Source organism: Rhizobium laguerreae (genome assembly GCF_019778565.1).
GTDB lineage: Bacteria > Pseudomonadota > Alphaproteobacteria > Rhizobiales > Rhizobiaceae > Rhizobium > Rhizobium laguerreae.
Window position 1 is genome coordinate 110,999 of record NZ_JAAXQT010000006.1, and the last position, 18,248, is coordinate 129,246.

The following is an 18,248-nucleotide window of genomic DNA, read 5'->3' on the forward strand; positions in this document are numbered from 1 at the left end:
CGCCGGAAGCGGCGCTTGCTCTTGCCGTCAATCGCGGTTACCACCCGGTTGAGACTTGTGAACAATTGACTGCGTGACACTCGCGTTTGCGCTGGTCGTTCACACGCTACGGCAACAGGAGACATGTGAATGCGTCTGGGCGGCCGCCTCGAAGGGGCGATTTCTGTGCTCGCGGACATCGATGCCCGCAAGCGGCCCGTCGCCGACGCGCTGAAGGACTGGGGCCTCGCGCACCGCTTCGCCGGCTCCGGCGATCGTGCTGCGATCGGCAACATCGTCTATGACGCACTGCGCATGCGGCTTTCCCATGCCTGGCTGATGGATGACGACAGTGCCGCGGCCATTGCCCATGCCGTCATGTTCCGCCAATGGGGTTTTTCACCTGACAGTCTTGCCACTGAGCTGGCGGATGACAAGTTTGCGCCGGCACCGCTTTCGACCGACGCTGTTGCGGCCTTTCAAAGCCGCTCGCTCGACGATGCGCCGCCGCATATCCGCGGCGATATTCCCGAATGGGTCCAACCCTCCTTCGAACAGGCCTTCGGCGCCGCCTGGCTTGCGGAGGCACAGGCGCTCGCCGCCCGCCCGACGCTCGATCTGCGCGCCAACAGCCTCAAGGCCTCCCGCGACAAGGTCGTCAAGGCGCTCGAAAGAGCCAACGCGCATGCAGCGAAGATCGCCCGCTACGGCATCCGGATTGCCGCTGGCGAAGGCGCCTCGCGTCTTCCCAACGTGACAGCCGAGCTTTCGTTCCAGAAAGGCTGGTTCGAAGTTCAGGACGAGGGATCGCAGATCGTCGCCGACCTGGTGCTCGCCCACGACGGCGAACAGGTTCTCGACTATTGCGCCGGCGGCGGCGGCAAGACGCTCGCCATGGCGGCGGCCATGCAGAACAAGGGACAGGTTCACGCCTATGACGCCGACCGCAAACGACTGGCGCCGATCATCGAGCGGCTGAAGCGGGCGGGCACACGCAATGTCCAGGTGCATGACGACGCCAGGGCGCTCTCCGCCCTTGCCGGACGCTGCGACAAGGTGCTGGTCGACGCGCCCTGCACCGGCACCGGCACGTGGCGCCGCCGCCCCGATACGAAGTGGCGGCTGACGGCGAAGAACCTCGACGAGCGCACCGCCCAGCAGCAGGACGCGCTGGCGCAGGCGAGCGGCTTCGTCAAATCAGGCGGTGATCTGATCTATGTGACCTGCTCGGTCCTGCCCCAGGAAAACGAGGAGCAGGCGCGCCGCTTCACGGCCGACAATCCCGATTTTCAGATCGTCAGCGCCCTGCCCGCCTGGGAAGCCCTGTTCGGCAAGGATGCCCCGCGTCCACATTCGTCCGACGGCCTGACGGTAACGCTGACGCCCGCCTCCACCGATACCGACGGCTTCTTCTTCTGCCGCATGCAGCGGAAGGGCTGACGCGGCTTACAGAGGCCTGCGCAGCTGCCGGTTTTTCAAGCAAATGCCGGTCAAAATGACCGGTTAGCCGCGCCTGTCTATTCTTAAAATCATTCCAAACTAGAGAATTTGACACCAGTTTGCTTTTGCGCGAAGAGACGAAGCCGATTAGACGGAAAATCCCGTCAGAGGAGAGGATCATGAAGCTCAACCGCAAATTCCGCGCAGCCGTGCTGGCGATCGCCCCCGCAGCCCTGCTCGCCCTTCCCGCGCATGCCGAGACCGACGCTGCTAGCGTGGTGAAACACTATGCCGATGTGGCGCATGCGAAATACGAGGACTCGCTGACGACGGCCAAGGCGCTCGACGCCGCGATCGACGCCTTCCTGAAGGCGCCGACCGACGCGACGCTCAAGGCCGCCAGAGACGCCTGGATCAAGGCGCGCGTCCCCTACCAGCAGACGGAAGTCTATCGCTTCGGCAATCCGATCGTCGACGACTGGGAAGGCAAGGTCAACGCCTGGCCGCTCGATGAAGGCCTGATCGATTATGTCGATGCTTCCTACGGCACCGAGAGCGACGAAAATTCTCTCTATGTGGCAAATGTCATCGCCAACAAGACGATCAAGATCGACGGCAAGGATGTCGACGCCTCCAAGCTGACGCCGGAATTCCTCTCCGGCACGCTCGCCGAGGCAGGCGGCATCGAAGCCAATGTCGCGACCGGCTATCATGCCATCGAATTCCTGCTCTGGGGTCAGGATCTGAACGGCACGGGTCCCGGCGCCGGCGACCGTCCGGCAACCGATTACGACCTCAAGAACTGCACGCACGGCAATTGCGACCGCCGCGCCGAATATCTGAAGTCCGCCTCCACCCTGCTCGTTTCCGACCTGCAGGAAATGACCGACAACTGGAAGCCGGATGGCGCTGCGACGAAGAACGTCGAAGCCGATCCGAAGGCCGGCCTCGTGGCGATCCTGACGGGCATGGGTTCGCTTTCCTACGGAGAGCTTGCCGGCGAGCGCATGAAGCTCGGCCTGCTGTTGCACGATCCGGAAGAAGAGCATGATTGCTTCTCGGACAATACCTACAACTCGCATCTCAACGACGCGATCGGCATCGCTGCCGCCTATACCGGCAACTATACCCGCGTCGACGGCACCAAGCTCAGCGGCCCGTCGCTGCACGATCTGGTGGCCGCCAAGGACAAGGCGCTCGATGCCGAAGTGGAAGGCAAGCTCAACAAGACGCTCGATGCGATGAATGCCATGGCAAAGCGCGGCGAAACGGTCGAAAAGTACGACCAGATGATCGGCGAAGGCAACAAGGAAGGCAACGCCGTCGTCCAGGCCGCCATCGACGGTCTAATCGACCAGACGAAATCGGTGCAGCGCGTTATTGCCACACTCGATCTCGGCACGGTTCAGCTTGAAGGTTCCGACAGCTTGGATAATCCTAACGCCGTCTTCCAATAAGCAAAAAGGCGGGCCGCTTCGAAAGCCGGAGCGGCCCGGACCCTGAAATGTCGCATGCCCCGGCCCGCCGATTTTTTGCCAGCGCAACGCTCTGCGCAACGCTTGCCGGTTTTTCCGTCAGCATCGCCGCCGGTTTCGATCTGCCGAGCAAACGCACCGACCTCTCCGAGGCCGATCTGAAACGCGTCGCCGATGTGACGCGGCCGACAGCGGATTTTTCCAAGGCCGAACAATACGAAGCGATGCAGGCGGGTGCGACAACCTCGATCGATCCCGTCACCGAAGACAGCTTCTCGCATATTTCGGCCAATATTCCCTTCGAGGAAGAGCAGAATTTCAAGCTCGGCAATGCGCTCTTCCGCAAGCTCTGGGTCTCCGCTCCTTCCTCGACGCAGGCTTCCGATGGTCTCGGGCCGCTTTTCAACGCCCGCTCCTGCATGAGCTGCCATGTCAATGACGGCCGCGGCAGACCGCCGGAGGGAGGTCCGAGCGCCACCTCGATGTTCCTGAGGCTTTCGCGCGCCGCCACGACGCCGGAGGAAGAAACGGCGGTCGCGCGTGCCGATGTCGTCAATTTTCCCGATCCAGTCTACGGCCATCAGCTGCAGGACCTCGCCGTTCCCGGGCTTGCCGCCGAAGGGAAGATGGCGATCAGCTACCGCGACGAGAGGGTGACGCTTGGCGACGGCGAGACCGTATCGCTGCGCCGGCCGAGTTATGCGGTGACGAACCTTGGCTATGGGCCGCTCGATCCCGCGACGACGATTTCACCGCGTGTCGCCTCGGCGATGATCGGCCTCGGACTGATCGAGGCCATTCCCGAGGCCGATATCCTTGCCCATGCCGATCCTGACGATGCCGACGGCGACGGCATTTCGGGGAAGGCTGCGGTTGTGCGCGACCATCGCAGCGGCAAGATCGCGCTCGGCCGCTTCGGCTGGAAGGCGCAGAACGCCACGGTGCGCGACCAGAGTGCGGATGCCTTCGCCAACGATATCGGCATCTCGACGCCCGATCACCCGGATGCGCAGGGCGATTGCACCAAGGCGGAAGAGACATGCCTCGATATGCCGACCGGCGTGCAGAAACGGCTGGGCGCAGAAGAAGCGCCGGGTCCCATTCTCGACCTCGTCACCTTCTATTCCGGAAATCTTGCCGTTCCGGCACGGCGCAAGGCGAGTTTCCCTGAGACGCTGCAGGGCAAGCGGATTTTTTACGAAAGCGGCTGCATTTCCTGTCACGTGCCGAAATTCGTCACCCGGCGGGATACGCAAGAAAAAGCGCAGTCCTTCCAGCTGATCTGGCCCTATTCCGACTTTCTTCTGCACGACATGGGCGACGGGCTTGCCGACGGGCAGCGGGTCGGCCTTGCAAGCGGACGTGAATGGCGCACGCCGCCGCTATGGGGTATAGGACTGACCCGGACTGTCAGCGGACACAGCTTTTTCCTGCATGACGGCCGTGCGCGGAGCCTCACCGAAGCGATCCTCTGGCATGGCGGCGAAGCTGAAAAGGCCCGCAACGCTTTCTCCTCCCTGCCGAAAGACGACAGGGCGGCCCTGATTACATTCCTGGAGTCACTTTGATGCGCCTTTGGCACCCCCTGCTCTGCCTTACTCTGATCGGCCTCGCCACATCCGCGGCCGCCCAGACTGTTGCTCCCCCGGCAGGGCTGAACGAGGATGCCGTTCCCGCCGTCATGCAGCGCGCCGTCGACGAGGTGATCCGTCCCGGCTATCGCAACATGCAGCAATCCGCCGCCCGGCTGACGACGGCGATGAAGGATCTTTGCGCCGACGGCACGCAGCAGACGCTCGACAAAGCGAAGTCCACCTTCGACGACACGATCCGCTATTGGTCGATCATCGAGATCGTCCAGACCGGGCCTGTCATCCAGGACAATCTCTTCGAGCACATCCTGTTTTATCCCGACCGCAAGGGCGTCGGCCTCAAGCAGGTGCAGGCGCTGATCGCCAAGGCCGATCCAAAGGATGCGACTGTCGATGCGATCGCCGGCAAGAGTGTTGCGCTGCAAGGCCTGACGGCGCTGGAATACGTGCTCTACGGCAATGGCTCCAACGATCTCGTCGGGCAGAAAAACGGCTTCCGTTGCCTTTACGGCGAGGCGGTCGCCGGCAATATCCAGCGTGAGGCCGGCGAAGTCGTCGCCGCCTGGGAAAAGCCCGACGGCGTGCAGGCGAGCTGGAAACATCCAGGCCCGCAGAGCAACGATTTCATGGATAACAAGGAAGCGGTGACCGCGCTGCTCGGCATTCTCGTCCATGGCGCGGAGAATGTCCGCGACCAGCGGCTGGAGCAATTCTACAAGGGCAAGGACACCGCGCCGCGGCCGCGCATGGCGATCTACTGGCGTTCCAAGAACACCTGGAAATCGATGGCCGCCAATCTGGAAGGCCTGCGCACGCTCTGGCAGAAGGCCGGCATGGCCGAACTTCTGCCGCCGGACAAACAGCCGATCGCCGCCTCGATCGACGAGGATTTCAAATCACTGCTCGACAGCGTGCCGAAGCTCAACCCCGACATCGACGTCGCCACAAGCGATGCGGAGAAGGCCAAGCTCGATACGCTGCTTGCCGAAAGCCGCGACCTGATCACCCGGATCAGCGACGAATATGGCGCAGCCATCGGCCTTTCGGCCGGCTTTTCCTTTTCGGACGGAGACTGAGACGATGATGCAAAGTGCCGCGATCAACCGACGCAGCTTCGTCAAGGCGGCGGGGCTCGGCTTCCTTGCCACCTTGACGCCAAGATCGCTGATGGCGCTGGAGGGGACTGATGTGGTCTATGCCTCGGGCATTCGGGCAGCCGACGGCTCCTTTGCCATTGCGACCGTGACCGAGCGCGGCGAGATCGTCGATCAGGTGGCGCTTCCCGCCCGCGCCCACGGCATGGCCTTCAGCGCCAGTACCGGCAAGACTGTCGCCTTCGCGCGCCGGCCGGGCACTTATGCGATGATCTTCGATCCCTGGAACAAAAGCGAGCCGATCGTCATCAGCTCCAGGGAAGACCGGCATTTCTACGGCCACGGCGCCTTCTCTCCCGACGGCCGTCTGCTCTACGCCAGCGAGAACGACTTCGACGGCAATCGCGGCATGATCGGCCTCTACGACGCCACCGACCGCTTCACCCGCATCGGCGAATTCGAAACCTACGGCATCGGCCCGCACGACATGACCGTTTCCGAAGACGGACGCCTGCTGATCGTCGCCAATGGCGGCATCGAGACGCATCCGGATTTCGGGCGGACCAAGCTCAATCTCGGAGAGATGCAGCCGTCGCTGGCGTTGATCGATGCGGCAACCGGTGCTCTGGTCGAAAAACATGTGCTGCCGGCGGAATGGGCAGAACTCTCCACTCGCCACGTCGATCTCGACGGCGCCGGCCGCATCTGGTTCGCCTGCCAGTATGAAGGCCACCGCAAGGATTTGCCGCCGCTTGTCGGCCATTTCGCTAAGGGGGAGGATCTTACTTTCATCGACCTGCCGGAGGAAACGACGCGCAGGCTCGCCAATTACGTCGGGGCGATCGCCGTCAATCGCAGCGAAGGTCTCGTCGGCATAACCTCGCCGAAGGGCGGCGCCTCGGTGACCATCGACGCTAGGACGGGCAAGATGCTGGCCGAGACTTCCGTACCGGATGCGGCGGGCATCGCGCCGGCTAGAAGCGGCTTTGCCGTCTCCTCCTATGACGGCGATTTCCTGTCGACCCGCAGCGACGTCGCCTGGGATCAGCACATCGTGCGGATCTAGATCAGGGAAGGCAGGGCTTAACCGGAACGCGCATAGGCTTTCTGCTCGGCGCTGACGCTTGATGCCGCGGCTCTTGCCACCTCGTGCAGCCATTCGTTTCCCCGCGCCGCCAAATCCTTCAGGATCGCTGCAACCGCCGCTGCATCGTCGGAATGGCAATTGGCGATCTCGAATCCCATCAATTCCAGCATCGTCGGCGAAAGCAGGATCTCGGGGTGCCGGTCGATTTCGATCTTGCAGCTGTTCGGCGAGAGCCGGCGCACGAGGGTGCGGCCGGAGACCCGGTAATGCGGATCGGCAGAGCGCGCCCGCCCATTGGCGATCTCGCTTGCATGGATCGCCACGTCCCGCGGGTTGTGGCGAAGCGACCAGGCGGACGGCACCAGCGCCTTTGCCTCGCGCAGCACCGGCCCACCCTGCCATTCGGCATAGGCGACGAAACGCGGCCGGCCGAGGCTGCCGGTGCCGCCGCTGCGCGGTTTCGCCGCGAAGGGTCCTGCCCCCAACGGCAGCGCGTCTGCGAGCGCCTCGACATAGGCTGCCGGTGGCGGCTTCTTGCCGGGCTGCAGCATTTCGTATTTCTCCCAGAATTCCCGGCGCTCGGAATTCGGCAGCAGCAGCGCCTTGCGCAGCCATTTGTGGTCGCGCTCGAGGATGACGGGCAGCGGATTTTCAAGGCCCCGGCGATAGCCGCTCAAGATCAGTTCGCCGATCATGCGAACCGACGGACCGTCGCCGCCGCGGGCCAGCACGGCGCTTGCCGCAAGGCGAACGAGATCCAGCGCATAGGGCATCACCGCCGCGTCGTCGAAATCATTGACGCCCCAGACGAGCCGGCCCTCGACATCGCGCCAGGTGCCGAAATTCTCCAGATGCGTGTCACCGATCGCCAGTACCTGAGGCGCGCCCGTCAGTTCCGGGCAGATATCGAGGATGATCTCGCACCAGCGCCAATAGGTGGCGCGCAGGAAGACGAAATCGTCGCTCCGCATCTTCTCGTGCTTCTCCCGGAGATCGTCCTTGACGAGATCGTCGCCGAGTTCACCGGCCAGCCAGGTCTCGAAATTCCGCACCGATTGCGATATCGTCGTCATGCCGCCGGCGCTCCATCATTTCGCGACCCGGTGCGGAGAATACGCGCACCGCGCGAAGCTGCAATCGTCTTCGCATCGGAACGCCACAATCCAGCGGTACTGGCGAGCGGTGCCGGCCAGCTGTGCCGGCTTGCACGGCGACGGAAAGGTGAAGGGTTGCCGCGGCGACACGGTCCCGGGTTTCCATCGGCGCCCGGACCGATTTCAGCAATGTCCAGCTTGTCGAATGCGGCGCGCCATGCCACTTTCGCGGCTGCAAGAGGGGCAGACATGAGCGAGACTGACAGGGGCGATTTCCGCGCGCGAATCCGCCGCAATTTTGCGCGGCAGGCGGCGATGGAGACGATCGGCGCGGAGCTGACGCGCGTCGAGCACGGCGTCGTCGAGATCGAGCTTCCCTTCGACGTCAAACTGACACAACAGCACGGCATCCTGCATGCGGGCATCATTTCCGCAGCGCTCGATTCGGCCTGCGGCTTTGCCGCCTACAGCGTCATCGACCCGGAAGCCTCGATCCTGACGATCGAGTTCAAGGTCAACCTCATGTCGCCCGGGCGCGGCGATCGTTTCCTGTTTCGCGGGGAAATCACCAAACCCGGCTCCACCATCATCGTCGCCGACGGACGAGGCTACGCGATCAGCGACGGGCCGGCGAAACTCATCGCCTCCATGACCGGAACGATGATGGTGATCCGCGGTAGAGAGGGCATTACGGGATGAAGTTCGAACTGAAATCGGTCGCGGGGAAATCCATTCTTTTCGTCATGGCGGCGGAGGCCGAATACGGTCCCTTCCTGCGTTCGCGCATCGAACCGCTGATGACCGGTGTCGGCCCGGTCGAAGCAGCCATCGCGCTGAGCAAGACATTGGCGCGGCTGGATGCCGTCGACGACCTGCCCGATCTCGTCGTCTCCCTCGGCTCGGCCGGCTCCGCGAAACTGGAGCAGACCGAAATCTATCAGGTGACCTCGGTTTCCTACCGCGACATGGACGCCTCGCCGCTCGGCTTCGAAAAGGGCAAGACACCCTTTCTCGACCTGCCGGCAACGCTCGAGCTGCCGCTGCGCATTCCCGGCATTGCCGAAGCAAGCCTTTCCACCGGCGGCAACATCATCTCGGGCGCCGCCTATACCAATATCGACGCCGACATGGTCGACATGGAGACCTATGCGGTGCTGCGCGCCTGCCAGGGCTACAAGCTGCCGCTGATCGGCCTGCGCGGCATTTCCGACGGCGCCGTCGAGCTGCAGCATATTTCGGGCTGGACCGAATATCTGCACATCGTCGACCGCAAGCTCTCCTATGGCGTCGACAGCCTGTTCACGGCGCTGGAGGACGGGGTTTTCTGGTTCTGAGCCCCTGAATGGATCGTGTCCCGGCAGGTGGCCATCGATGGCTGAACGCGTCATCGTGGCGCTGCAGTCCAGTAGGAAGGCTTGAGATCGGTGCGATGTTACCCTGGGCGTTCGCCAGCCACGCCTCTCCGAAACAAGCCGTTTCTGACCGGCGCTTGCTCAGGAACGTCTTTGCACTGTGAACCTCTTCAGGGCCGCGAGCGTTTCCGGGCTGACATGATGCTCCATCGGCGCCGGTCGTGACCCCACCTGCGCGTCGAATTACGATTGACAATCAATATGATGCGTTTTACCAGACCGGTGTCAACCTTCGCTTCTGATTCACAGTGGCTATTCAAATGGATCTTGCCTCATCGGCTGTCAGCGCATTCTCTCGCGTGCCGGAAACGATAATCTCCAGCACTTCATGTTCGTCGGTATTCCTGATGTAGCGATCGCCGACATATTCGCCGCGCTTGAGGATCATGACGCGATCGCCCACGGCAAAAATATCGATAAGGCGGTGTGAGATGATGATCTGGGCGACGCCCTGCTTCTTCAGTTCCAGCATGGTTTCGAGCAGCCGTTCCGTCGCCATCACGGAAAGGTTGGCGGTCGGCTCGTCGAGGATCACGACGCGGGGCTCGAACGAGATTGCGCGGGCGATCGCGACGGATTGCTGGCGGCCGCCCGACAAGCTTTCGACCTTCTGATAGACGGAGTTCACGTCGACCTTGAGCCGTTTCAGCACGCTGTCGGCTTCCGCATACATCTTCCGCCTGTTAACGAAAGGGCCTTTGAGCGGCCAGCGGCCAAGGAAGATATTCTGGCCGACATCCATGTTGCCGCAGAGCGCGAAATCCTGGTAGATCATCTCGATGCCGACGTCGCGGCTCTCGTGCGGGCTCTTGAACCGCACCGGTTGCCCGGCAACGAGGATATCGCCCGCATCGCGCTGATAAGCACCGGTCAGGATCTTCATGAGCGTCGATTTGCCGGCCGAGTTGTCGCCGACCAGGCCGAGAATCTCGCCGGGATAAAGCGTCAGATCGACCTTGCGAAGCGCCTGCACGGCCCCGAAGGCTTTTTCGATGCCCCGCATTTCCACGATCGGCGCGGATGGTGTCGCGTCAGCCATGACTGCTGTCCCCTGTTGGCGCACCTCTTCTCAGCCGGGTGCGCAGGCGCCCGAAAATATTGGCCTGGCGCACCCATATATCGATCAGCACCGCGACGATGAGGATGACGCCGATAAAGACGTTGATCCAGTGCTGCGGCATGCTGAACCCCTGAACGTTGAGTTGAAGCAGCGCCCGCACGAGCGTGATGACGGCGGCGCCCGCAAGCGAGCCGACCATCGTGCCGTAACCGCCGAAGATCGATCCGCCGCCGATGATGACAGAAGCGATCGCATCGAGCTCGCGAAACTGGCCGGCAACCGGGTTGAAGCTGCGAAAATAGGCGACGTTGATGATCCCGGCCATGGTGGCGCAGAGCGCCGACAGCATGAGCGCGATGATGCGCACGCGGTTGGTGTTGATGCCGGCATAAGCGGCGGCGCGCACGTTGCCGCCGGCCGCGCAGACCTTCAGCCCGAACGGCGTATAGGCAAGCACGATACCGGCGATCACGGCAACGAAAAACATCCAGATCGTCTGGACGCTGACGACCTCGGCCACCGAGCGAATGATCCCCGGCGGCAATGCAAGGCCGAAATGCAGGAGAACGTCATTCACCTTGCGTCCGAACAGGTTATAGCCCTCGGGCCAGCCGGTCAGCTGCTGTCCCGCGACGAACCAGGCGGCGAGCCCGCGGGCAATGTAGAACATGCCGAGCGTGGCGATGAAGGCAGGCAGTTTGAAGCCGACGACGACCATGGCGTTGACGGCCCCGGCGGTCATCCCCGCAAACAGGCCCATCGTCACGGCAGTGAGCGGGTCGGCGCCGAGCACCTTCAGGAAATAGGCCGCCGTGCTGCCGGCAAGAGCGAGCACCGCGCCTACGGAGAGATCGATATCGCCGGCTGCGATGACATAGGTGAGCCCGACGGTGATGAGGGCCAATTCCGTATAGTTGAGCAGGATGGCAAAGGTGTTGGGCAGGTTCCACCAGTAGTCCGGCCTGAGCACGAGGCCCGTCAGCCACAACACGACGGTCAGGATGATGGCCAGTGCGTCGCGGCGGGCGAGAAACTTGCCGAGCCCGGTGGCAGACAGCGCCATGTCGGCCGCCATCGCCCCCTTGGTCTGCACACCTTCTATCGCCACGCCGCCGATCTCATAGGCCGGCGGGGGTGGCCGGCCGCGCAGCCATGCCCATAGCCGGGCCGCAATCTGGCGCCGAATGAGGAAGGGCTCGATAAGGACGGCGATGACGAGAAGGAGACCCAGGAAAACCAGCACGGCGCCTGCAGGCAGGGTGAACTTGGCGCCGACTGCGATGCTTTCACCGTCGATCACCACGATGCGCGTGATCGGCCATCCCTCGCGCAGCACCTTGTCGATCAGCACGACGACCGCAGCCCCCAGGCAAGACCCGATCACGCGCCCGCGCCCGCCAAGGATCGACGCTCCGCCGATGACGACCGATGCGATGACGGTGAGTTCCCAGCTGACACCATAGAGGGGGGTGACGCCCTTGTCTTGCGCGGCCGACAGGAGAGCTGCAAGGGTCGCGCAAAGCGAGGAGAGCAGATAGGCGCGAATGCGCACCCAGCGCGTGCGAATGCCGGCATAGGCCGCCGCCTGCTCGTTTCCGCCGGTGGCGAAAGTCTCATAGCCCCAGCGGGTCTTGGCAAGCACATAGGCCCCAACCATGGCGATGAGGAAGAAGATCGCGATCTGGTTGTTGAAGCCGAGGATATTCGTCTCGCCCAGGTGGAAGAACAGCGGATAGTCGTTCGCCTTGTCGGAGTAATAGATTGCCTGGCCATGCGTCAGCGCCAGCACGAAACCGCGGCCGATGAAGAGGATCGTCAGCGTCGCGATGAAGGCCGGCACTTTCAGGACGGTGACGAGCACGCCGTTGATCAGGCCGATCGCCGTGCCCAGCAGCACGCAGAGGATCGCTGACTGGATCACGCCGAAATCGAGAAAGCTCGGGGCAAAAAGCCTGGCGAAGACCACCGCGATCAGGCCGTAGGTCGAACCGACCGAAAGATCGAGATCCCTGTTGACGATGACGAAAGTCATCCCGACCGCGATGATGCCCACACGGGACGTATCGCGCAGAAGCGCGTGAAGGGCCTCCGTCGATCCGAAAAAGGCCGGATTGACGATTGCCCCGCCGAAATAGAGCAGCGCAAGGAACACGAGGAGCCCCGCCTCCCAGCCGCCGACGAGCTGGGGCGGCGCACGGCCGAGCGATGTCGTCGTGGCGGGCTCCATCAGTTTCTACCGAAAATGAATTTCTACCGAATGAGTTTCTACCGACCGATCCTTGCCTTCGCGTGGCGGGATGGCTCGCACCCTCCCGCCTTGATTTCAGACGTTTCGAACGGCAGTCAGTTCTCGAAGCGCTTGCCGACGTTGGCGACCGTTTCCTTCGTCACAAGCTGGGCACGCGTGTCGAGATTGGCAGCCGCGATACCGCGATCGATCTGCAGATAAAGCTGCATGACGGGCCAGAAGCCCTGCAGGAAGGGCTGCTGGCCGAGCGAGCCGGTCAGGTTCCCCGCTGCGATGCCTTCCTGCTGCGCCGGGCCGAGATCGAAACCATAAGCGCACAACTTGCCTGTCCGCCCCATCTGGGCAACCGCCTTGACGAGCGGCGGCGTAAAGACGTTGTTGGCTGTGAAGGCGCCGACCACGTCTCCACGGGACTCGAAGAGCGAAACAAGTGCGTTGACAGGGTCGTTCGGGTTCGTGTCGATGCCGACGTTCTCCGGACCGGCGTCAACCTTGAAGGCATCGAGCTTGCCGGCGTCCTTCAACGTCTTGACGATGGCATTGAAGGCGGCGGTGACTCGGTTGTTCACCTCGATGTTGCCCATCGCGGTGGAGGACGGCAGCACGATCGAGCCGCTGGTCGCGCCACTGGCAAGCACGCAAGTCGCGAGCGCCTCGCCGCCGATTGCCGCGGCCGACGCGTCCTGGCCGGTATGGCTGATCGCGCTCCGGTGCAGTATGGTGCCGTCGAACGAGTTGGTCGTCGCGATCGGGATGCCGGCCGCCTCGGCAGCCTTGACGATGTCGTTATAGGCGCCGACCTGCGGCGTCGTCATGATGATGCCGTCGATCGTCGGGTCCTGAACGATCTGGTTCAGGATCTCGATCTCGCGGGCGGGGTCGTCCACCGGCGATTCCGAACCGAGCAGCAATATCTTGGCACCGATCATATTGCCGGCGACGGTCGCGCCGACATAGACAGGGTCAAAGAAGCCATTGCCTGCCGTGTGCGTCACGATCGCGAAGGTCAAATGACCGTCAGCCGAATGGAAATCCTTCGTGCCGGGGGCCTCTTTTGCCGCTTCCTCGAAGTTATAGCCGCCAACCGCTTTCTCGACGCCGCCCGACTGCGCAAATGCATGCGAGACACCGAGCGACAGTATCGCGGCCGATGCCGCGTAGAACAATACCCGCCTCATGATTGGTCCTCCCTTGAAACCAAGGGAGGAAAGCCGTTCCGGCGCAATGTATCGAGAGTGGGCCGAAGGCTTATCCTCCCATTTGCTAATATTCCGCGCAATTCTGGTTCAAGTAAACCGCAAACCCATCCTACTTGTGAATTTTTTGCTTTTGGAAGCGTCCGATAACCGTTTTTGAATGGCAGGTGACAGGTTGGTGGGGTCGGGACAATTGGAACAATAAAAACCCGATGCCTTCGATTTCCCGGATTGCCAGGCGAAGCGCTTTTCATTAAAGCCTCGCCATGACCCAGACAGCACATCCCGACTCCGTTCTCATCGTCGATTTCGGCAGCCAGGTGACCCAGCTCATCGCACGACGCGTGCGCGAGGCCGGCGTCTATTGCGAGATCGTCCCCTTCCAATCGGCCGAAGAAGGCTTCCACCGCCTGCAGCCGAAGGCCGTGATCCTGTCCGGCAGCCCGGCTTCCACGGTGGACGAGGGATCGCCGCGAGCGCCTCAGATCATCTTCGACAGCGGCCTGCCGGTGTTCGGCATCTGCTACGGCCAGCAGACGATGTGCATGCAGCTCGGCGGCAAGGTCGAGAGCGGCCATCATCGCGAATTCGGCCGCGCCTTCCTCGATGTCGACAGGGACTGCCAGCTGTTCGAGGGCCTCTGGTCCTCCGGCTCGCGCCATCAGGTCTGGATGAGCCATGGCGACCGCGTCACCGCGCTGCCGGATGGTTTCGAGGTGGTCGCCACCTCCTCCAACGCGCCCTATGCCTTCATCGCTGACGAGAAGCGCAAATATTACGGCGTGCAGTTCCACCCGGAAGTCGTGCATACGCCTGATGGCGCCAAGCTGATCGGCAATTTCATTCACAACATTGCTGGCATCAAGGGCGACTGGTCGATGTCGGCCTACCGCCAGAAGGCCGTCGAGCAGATCCGTGCGCAGGTGGGCGACAAACGCGTCATCTGCGCGCTTTCGGGCGGTGTCGACAGTTCCGTCGCAGCGCTGTTGATCCACGAGGCCGTCGGCGATCAGCTGACCTGCATCCTCGTCGACCACGGGTTGATGCGCAAGGACGAGGCGGCCGGCGTCGTCGCCATGTTCCGCGAACACTACAATCTGCACCTGCTGCACGTCGATGCCGCCGATCGCTTCATCGGCGAACTCGAGGGCGTCAGCGACCCGGAAACCAAGCGCAAGATCATCGGCCGGCTGTTCATCGAGACCTTCGAGGAAGAGGCAAAAAAGCTCGGCGGCGCCGACTTCCTCGGCCAGGGCACGCTCTATCCCGACGTGATCGAGAGCGTTTCCTTCACCGGCGGCCCGTCGGTGACGATCAAATCGCACCACAATGTCGGCGGTCTGCCGGAGCGCATGAAGATGCAGCTCGTGGAACCCTTGCGCGAGCTCTTCAAGGACGAAGTGCGCGCGCTCGGCCGCGAACTCGGCCTACCCGACAGCTTCATCGGCCGCCACCCCTTCCCCGGCCCCGGCCTTGCGATCCGCTGCCCCGGCGGCATCACCCGCGAAAAGCTGGAGATCCTGCGCGAGGCCGATGCGATCTATCTCGACGAAATCCGCAAGGCCGGCCTTTACGACGCCATCTGGCAGGCCTTCGCCGTGCTGCTGCCCGTCCAGACCGTCGGCGTCATGGGTGATGGCCGCACCTACGAATTCGTCTGCGCGCTGCGCGCTGTCACCTCCGTCGACGGCATGACGGCCGATTTCTACCACTACGACATGGAATTCCTCGGCCGCGCCGCCACCCGCATCATCAACGAGGTGCGCGGCATCAACCGCGTGGTCTACGATGTTACGTCGAAACCGCCCGGTACGATCGAGTGGGAATAATCGGACATCATTGACGCGTGGGTGGCGGGACGTAAACACACACCCGGGCTCTTGCCGCCGGCTATGCCTCTGATGGAGCTTGATCCCGCCCTTTGACTGGCCGCGTTTTACGCTTTGAAACGTCCGGCTGCTGAGCGCGTCGGCGCGGCGCGCCAGCAGCCAGGCCTCAACTTCAGCTAAGTCCCAGACGATGCATCTAGGCGATAGTGCAAAACGGCGCGGAAATTCACCACGCTGCTCCATTTCGTAGATGGTGCTGTCAGCGAGTGGGATCATCTCGCGCAGCTGATGGCGCCGTATAGTCCGGCGTAGTGCATCGTCGGCATTTGCCTTGGCCATGCTTTGCCTCCTGCTGCTCGGGGGGCCCGAGATAGAAAGCAATAGATCGAGGAAGATGGAAGGTCCCACAGCGCTGCGTGCGGGAATATCGCATCATAGCGTGCAAATCGGACGGGCGGTCTCAAGGGGCAGGCGTCGTCTAGGACATCCAACCACGGCACGCCCGAGAGAAGATCGCCATACCGATCGGTAAAGATCTTTGAAGATTAGCCTTGCCTAATCTTTACTGACCGGTAATTGAGCGGATGCGGTCCACATAGCCAAGCTGCTTTCAACCAACGCCTCAAGCTCACGTTGGTTTGCGCCGGCCCCTCCCTGCATGAGGATGCCGTGCATCAGGGATTGGAGGACGTCGCCAAGGCAGAAGCGCAGGTTGCACCAGATTTTCGATATGGTTGTCAGAGCAGCGCATGCGTCGATAGGAACGAGCGAACGCGACGATACCGCATGGCCGCGGCGTCGCCGTTCAGCCCATCGACCAAAATTCCGCCCGAACGTCCTCATTATTTTTACGGTCCGATGTAACAATCAGAGACCCGAGTGCGAAATATCTGCTGTGACTCGGTCTTCCTACCTCCTTCCCGATCACCGGGGGGCCGGAACCTTTTTGGGCCGTGCGCAGATTCACCGCAACTTGAAGGAATAACTTATGGGCACCAATCTCGCTGCGCTCGCCCACAGGACAGGTCGAAGCGTCCTTACTCCCCTATGCAAAAAGGAGCGTATTTCCCTTCCGGCAACGTCCAAAAAAAATTCCCAGACGTGACCCCGTCTGCTGCGCTCGCACGCTATTGCAATATGCCTTGCGCAAACTGCTCACCACCCACCAGGACTCTGGCAGACTTCTCATTATAAACACCGGTGATACCCTTCATGCGCACATGCCCACTCGCTCCTCTCCTCCTCATCGCCGTCATGCCTCTTACTGTTTCTTCCGCAATGCTCTGCGGAGTGCAGACTGCTTGTACGGTCAAGGACGGAAACTATCGGATCGAGTTGCCGCAAGATGGCGACATTCGCGGCGTCTTTGTCTATTTCCATGGTTTCAAAAGTTCCGCCAGGTTGCAGATGCAGCAACGCTCCCTGGTCGAGATGACGCTCGCGCATCATCTGGCCTATGTAGCCGTCGATGGCATCGACGGGAGTTGGTCTTTTGCCCACGGTCCCAACCAGGGTCGCGATGAAAAGGCGTTCATCACGAATGTCTTTGATGACCTGCGGCAACGTTACGGTTTTACCCCGGACCGGACGGTGATCAGTGGTTTTTCCATCGGCGCATCGATGGCTTGGTACACCGCCTGCCAGCAGGGGGAGAAAACCGCGGCGATGGTGACTTTCTCCGGCGTGTTCTGGAATCCTCTTCCAAAACCGGAGGACTGCGTTGCCGATCTTCCTCCAATGGCACATTTTCATGGGACCGCGGATCAGACATTTCCGCTCGCCGGTCGGGCGATTGGCACCGAATTCCATCAGGGCGATGCTCTCAAGAGCTTGGCCATTCTGCGTGAGCGCGCCAAATGCGACATGAAGGCTGCGAAGAAAGTCACGCTGGATAGCATCGAGTGCGACGATGTACCGGACTGCATTCGGGGCGACAGTATCATGTGCATCCACAACGGTGGCCACGAGGCCCGGTCCGATATGCTCGACGCTGGCCTGACAGCGATGGGTTTTCCCAAGTGAGCCGGGCTGCAAAAAAAGAAGATCCTTTGTAACAACCGCCTGCATTCCCACGAATTAGCAGGCAGCAAGGTCGCAAAACCTGGTCCGACGCGATGCTAACGGATCGTTCGAGGATTACAAAGGAACACCCTCATGCTGCAGTCAATCACATGTCCAAATATCGGCCATGATATCGTTCATCACTTCGGAGAGGGCGCGGCCGTCTGGGGGCAGACGATTACTCCGAGCATTGCTCATCTGGTTCAGGCGCAGCGGGAGTTGGCGATCGATTATTCCCGGATACGCCCCGGGATTGTGTTCGAGACCGTATCGAGTGTTGCGATGCTTCCCCATGTCATCGATGGATCCACGTTTCGCGCGCACGTCGAAAGCACGGCGTTTCGCCGAACCGTTGTTCGACGCGAAGCGGCGGTGGAAGCCTTCATCCGCTGCGATGCAGGCGCCGAATGCACTCTCAAGCTTTGGGGACGCGTCGCATCGCAGCGGTCAGATCACTTGCTAGCTGCCGACGATAAAGATGCCGCCACCGTACCTGTGATTTTCACCGTGGCCTTCTGGGAGATCTCGCGCGCACCTGACGCCCGCATGGAGCAGATGATCGGGGAAGCTTCCGAGAAAGATCGCAAAATCCGGGAACTGGAAGAGAAGGCGGCGCTCTCAATGTGTTCGCAATGAGCCTGATGTTCAGCCAGATGCGTACGCAGTCGTAGAATTGATTGT

At 61.9% G+C, this 18,248-nt stretch carries 14 protein-coding genes and 1 pseudogene; 10 read left to right on the forward strand and 5 right to left on the reverse strand.

The features are described from left to right. The first annotated feature begins 129 nt into the window (after positions 1 to 129). From HFO71_RS19305 to HFO71_RS19325, 5 genes are all read left to right on the forward strand, one after another. Positions 130 to 1,419, forward strand: a complete 1,290-nt coding sequence (locus HFO71_RS19305) for an RsmB/NOP family class I SAM-dependent RNA methyltransferase (RefSeq protein WP_221986038.1) — start codon at positions 130 to 132, stop codon at positions 1,417 to 1,419. Between the two features lie 179 nt (positions 1,420 to 1,598). After that, positions 1,599 to 2,876: an imelysin family protein gene (locus HFO71_RS19310; RefSeq protein WP_168286198.1), complete on the forward strand. Its 1,278-nt coding sequence runs from the start codon at positions 1,599 to 1,601 to the stop codon at positions 2,874 to 2,876. A 47-nt stretch (positions 2,877 to 2,923) separates the two neighbouring features. Beyond that, a complete protein-coding gene (locus HFO71_RS19315) occupies positions 2,924 to 4,462 on the forward strand; it encodes a di-heme oxidoreductase family protein (RefSeq protein WP_168286197.1) in 1,539 nt (512 codons plus the stop codon). Further along, positions 4,462 to 5,562 (forward strand): imelysin family protein, encoded by a 1,101-nt coding sequence (locus tag HFO71_RS19320; protein WP_221988290.1) that lies wholly within the window; start codon positions 4,462 to 4,464, stop codon positions 5,560 to 5,562. The genes HFO71_RS19315 and HFO71_RS19320 overlap by 1 nt, the downstream gene beginning before the upstream one ends. Before the next feature lie 4 nt (positions 5,563 to 5,566). Next, positions 5,567 to 6,646 (forward strand): DUF1513 domain-containing protein, encoded by a 1,080-nt coding sequence (locus HFO71_RS19325; protein WP_077977308.1) that lies wholly within the window; start codon positions 5,567 to 5,569, stop codon positions 6,644 to 6,646. Between the two features lie 17 nt (positions 6,647 to 6,663). On the opposite strand, the gene HFO71_RS19330 is transcribed toward HFO71_RS19325, so the two are convergent. After that, entirely contained in the window at positions 6,664 to 7,740 is a 1,077-nt protein-coding gene (locus HFO71_RS19330) for a DUF2252 family protein (protein WP_077977307.1), read from the reverse strand. Between the two features lie 270 nt (positions 7,741 to 8,010). Here HFO71_RS19330 and HFO71_RS19335 point away from each other — a divergent pair, with 270 nt between their 5' ends. Both HFO71_RS19335 and HFO71_RS19340 read left to right on the forward strand, forming a co-directional pair. Beyond that, complete coding sequence (locus HFO71_RS19335; RefSeq protein WP_003544704.1) at positions 8,011 to 8,460, forward strand: PaaI family thioesterase; 450 nt, start codon at positions 8,011 to 8,013, stop codon at positions 8,458 to 8,460. Beyond that, on the forward strand, positions 8,457 to 9,095 hold the full coding sequence (locus HFO71_RS19340) for a 5'-methylthioadenosine/S-adenosylhomocysteine nucleosidase (RefSeq protein WP_018485266.1): 639 nt from the start codon (positions 8,457 to 8,459) through the stop codon (positions 9,093 to 9,095). The genes HFO71_RS19335 and HFO71_RS19340 overlap by 4 nt, the downstream gene beginning before the upstream one ends. 334 nt (positions 9,096 to 9,429) lie before the next feature. Here the strand turns inward: HFO71_RS19340 and HFO71_RS19345 are convergent, their stop codons facing one another. The 3 genes from HFO71_RS19345 to HFO71_RS19355 form a co-directional block, all read right to left on the reverse strand. Next, positions 9,430 to 10,212 carry an ATP-binding cassette domain-containing protein gene (locus HFO71_RS19345; protein ID WP_077977306.1) on the reverse strand — a complete coding sequence of 261 codons (783 nt, stop codon included), beginning with the start codon at positions 10,210 to 10,212 and terminating at the stop codon, positions 9,430 to 9,432. Further along, the gene (locus HFO71_RS19350) at positions 10,205 to 12,460 is read right to left on the reverse strand and encodes an ABC transporter permease (protein ID WP_221988292.1); all 2,256 of its coding nucleotides are present in this window, start codon (positions 12,458 to 12,460) and stop codon (positions 10,205 to 10,207) included. The genes HFO71_RS19345 and HFO71_RS19350 overlap by 8 nt, the downstream gene beginning before the upstream one ends. A 116-nt stretch (positions 12,461 to 12,576) precedes the next feature. Beyond that, complete coding sequence (locus HFO71_RS19355; RefSeq protein WP_026265552.1) at positions 12,577 to 13,659, reverse strand: substrate-binding domain-containing protein; 1,083 nt, start codon at positions 13,657 to 13,659, stop codon at positions 12,577 to 12,579. A 284-nt stretch (positions 13,660 to 13,943) separates the two neighbouring features. Between HFO71_RS19355 and guaA the strand changes: the two genes are divergently transcribed. Further along, the gene (guaA, locus tag HFO71_RS19360) at positions 13,944 to 15,506 is read left to right on the forward strand and encodes a glutamine-hydrolyzing GMP synthase (protein ID WP_020052549.1); all 1,563 of its coding nucleotides are present in this window, start codon (positions 13,944 to 13,946) and stop codon (positions 15,504 to 15,506) included. 61 nt (positions 15,507 to 15,567) lie between these two features. Here guaA and HFO71_RS19365 read toward each other — a convergent pair. Beyond that, positions 15,568 to 15,845 (reverse strand): annotated as a pseudogene (locus HFO71_RS19365) (helix-turn-helix transcriptional regulator). An 873-nt stretch (positions 15,846 to 16,718) separates the two neighbouring features. Between HFO71_RS19365 and HFO71_RS19370 the strand changes: the two are divergent. Both HFO71_RS19370 and HFO71_RS19375 read left to right on the forward strand, forming a co-directional pair. After that, positions 16,719 to 17,528: a CE1 family esterase gene (locus HFO71_RS19370; protein WP_168337747.1), complete on the forward strand. Its 810-nt coding sequence runs from the start codon at positions 16,719 to 16,721 to the stop codon at positions 17,526 to 17,528. Between the two features lie 132 nt (positions 17,529 to 17,660). Next, positions 17,661 to 18,203, forward strand: a complete 543-nt coding sequence (locus tag HFO71_RS19375; protein WP_221988294.1) for a hypothetical protein — start codon at positions 17,661 to 17,663, stop codon at positions 18,201 to 18,203. The last annotated feature ends 45 nt before the right edge of the window (positions 18,204 to 18,248 follow it).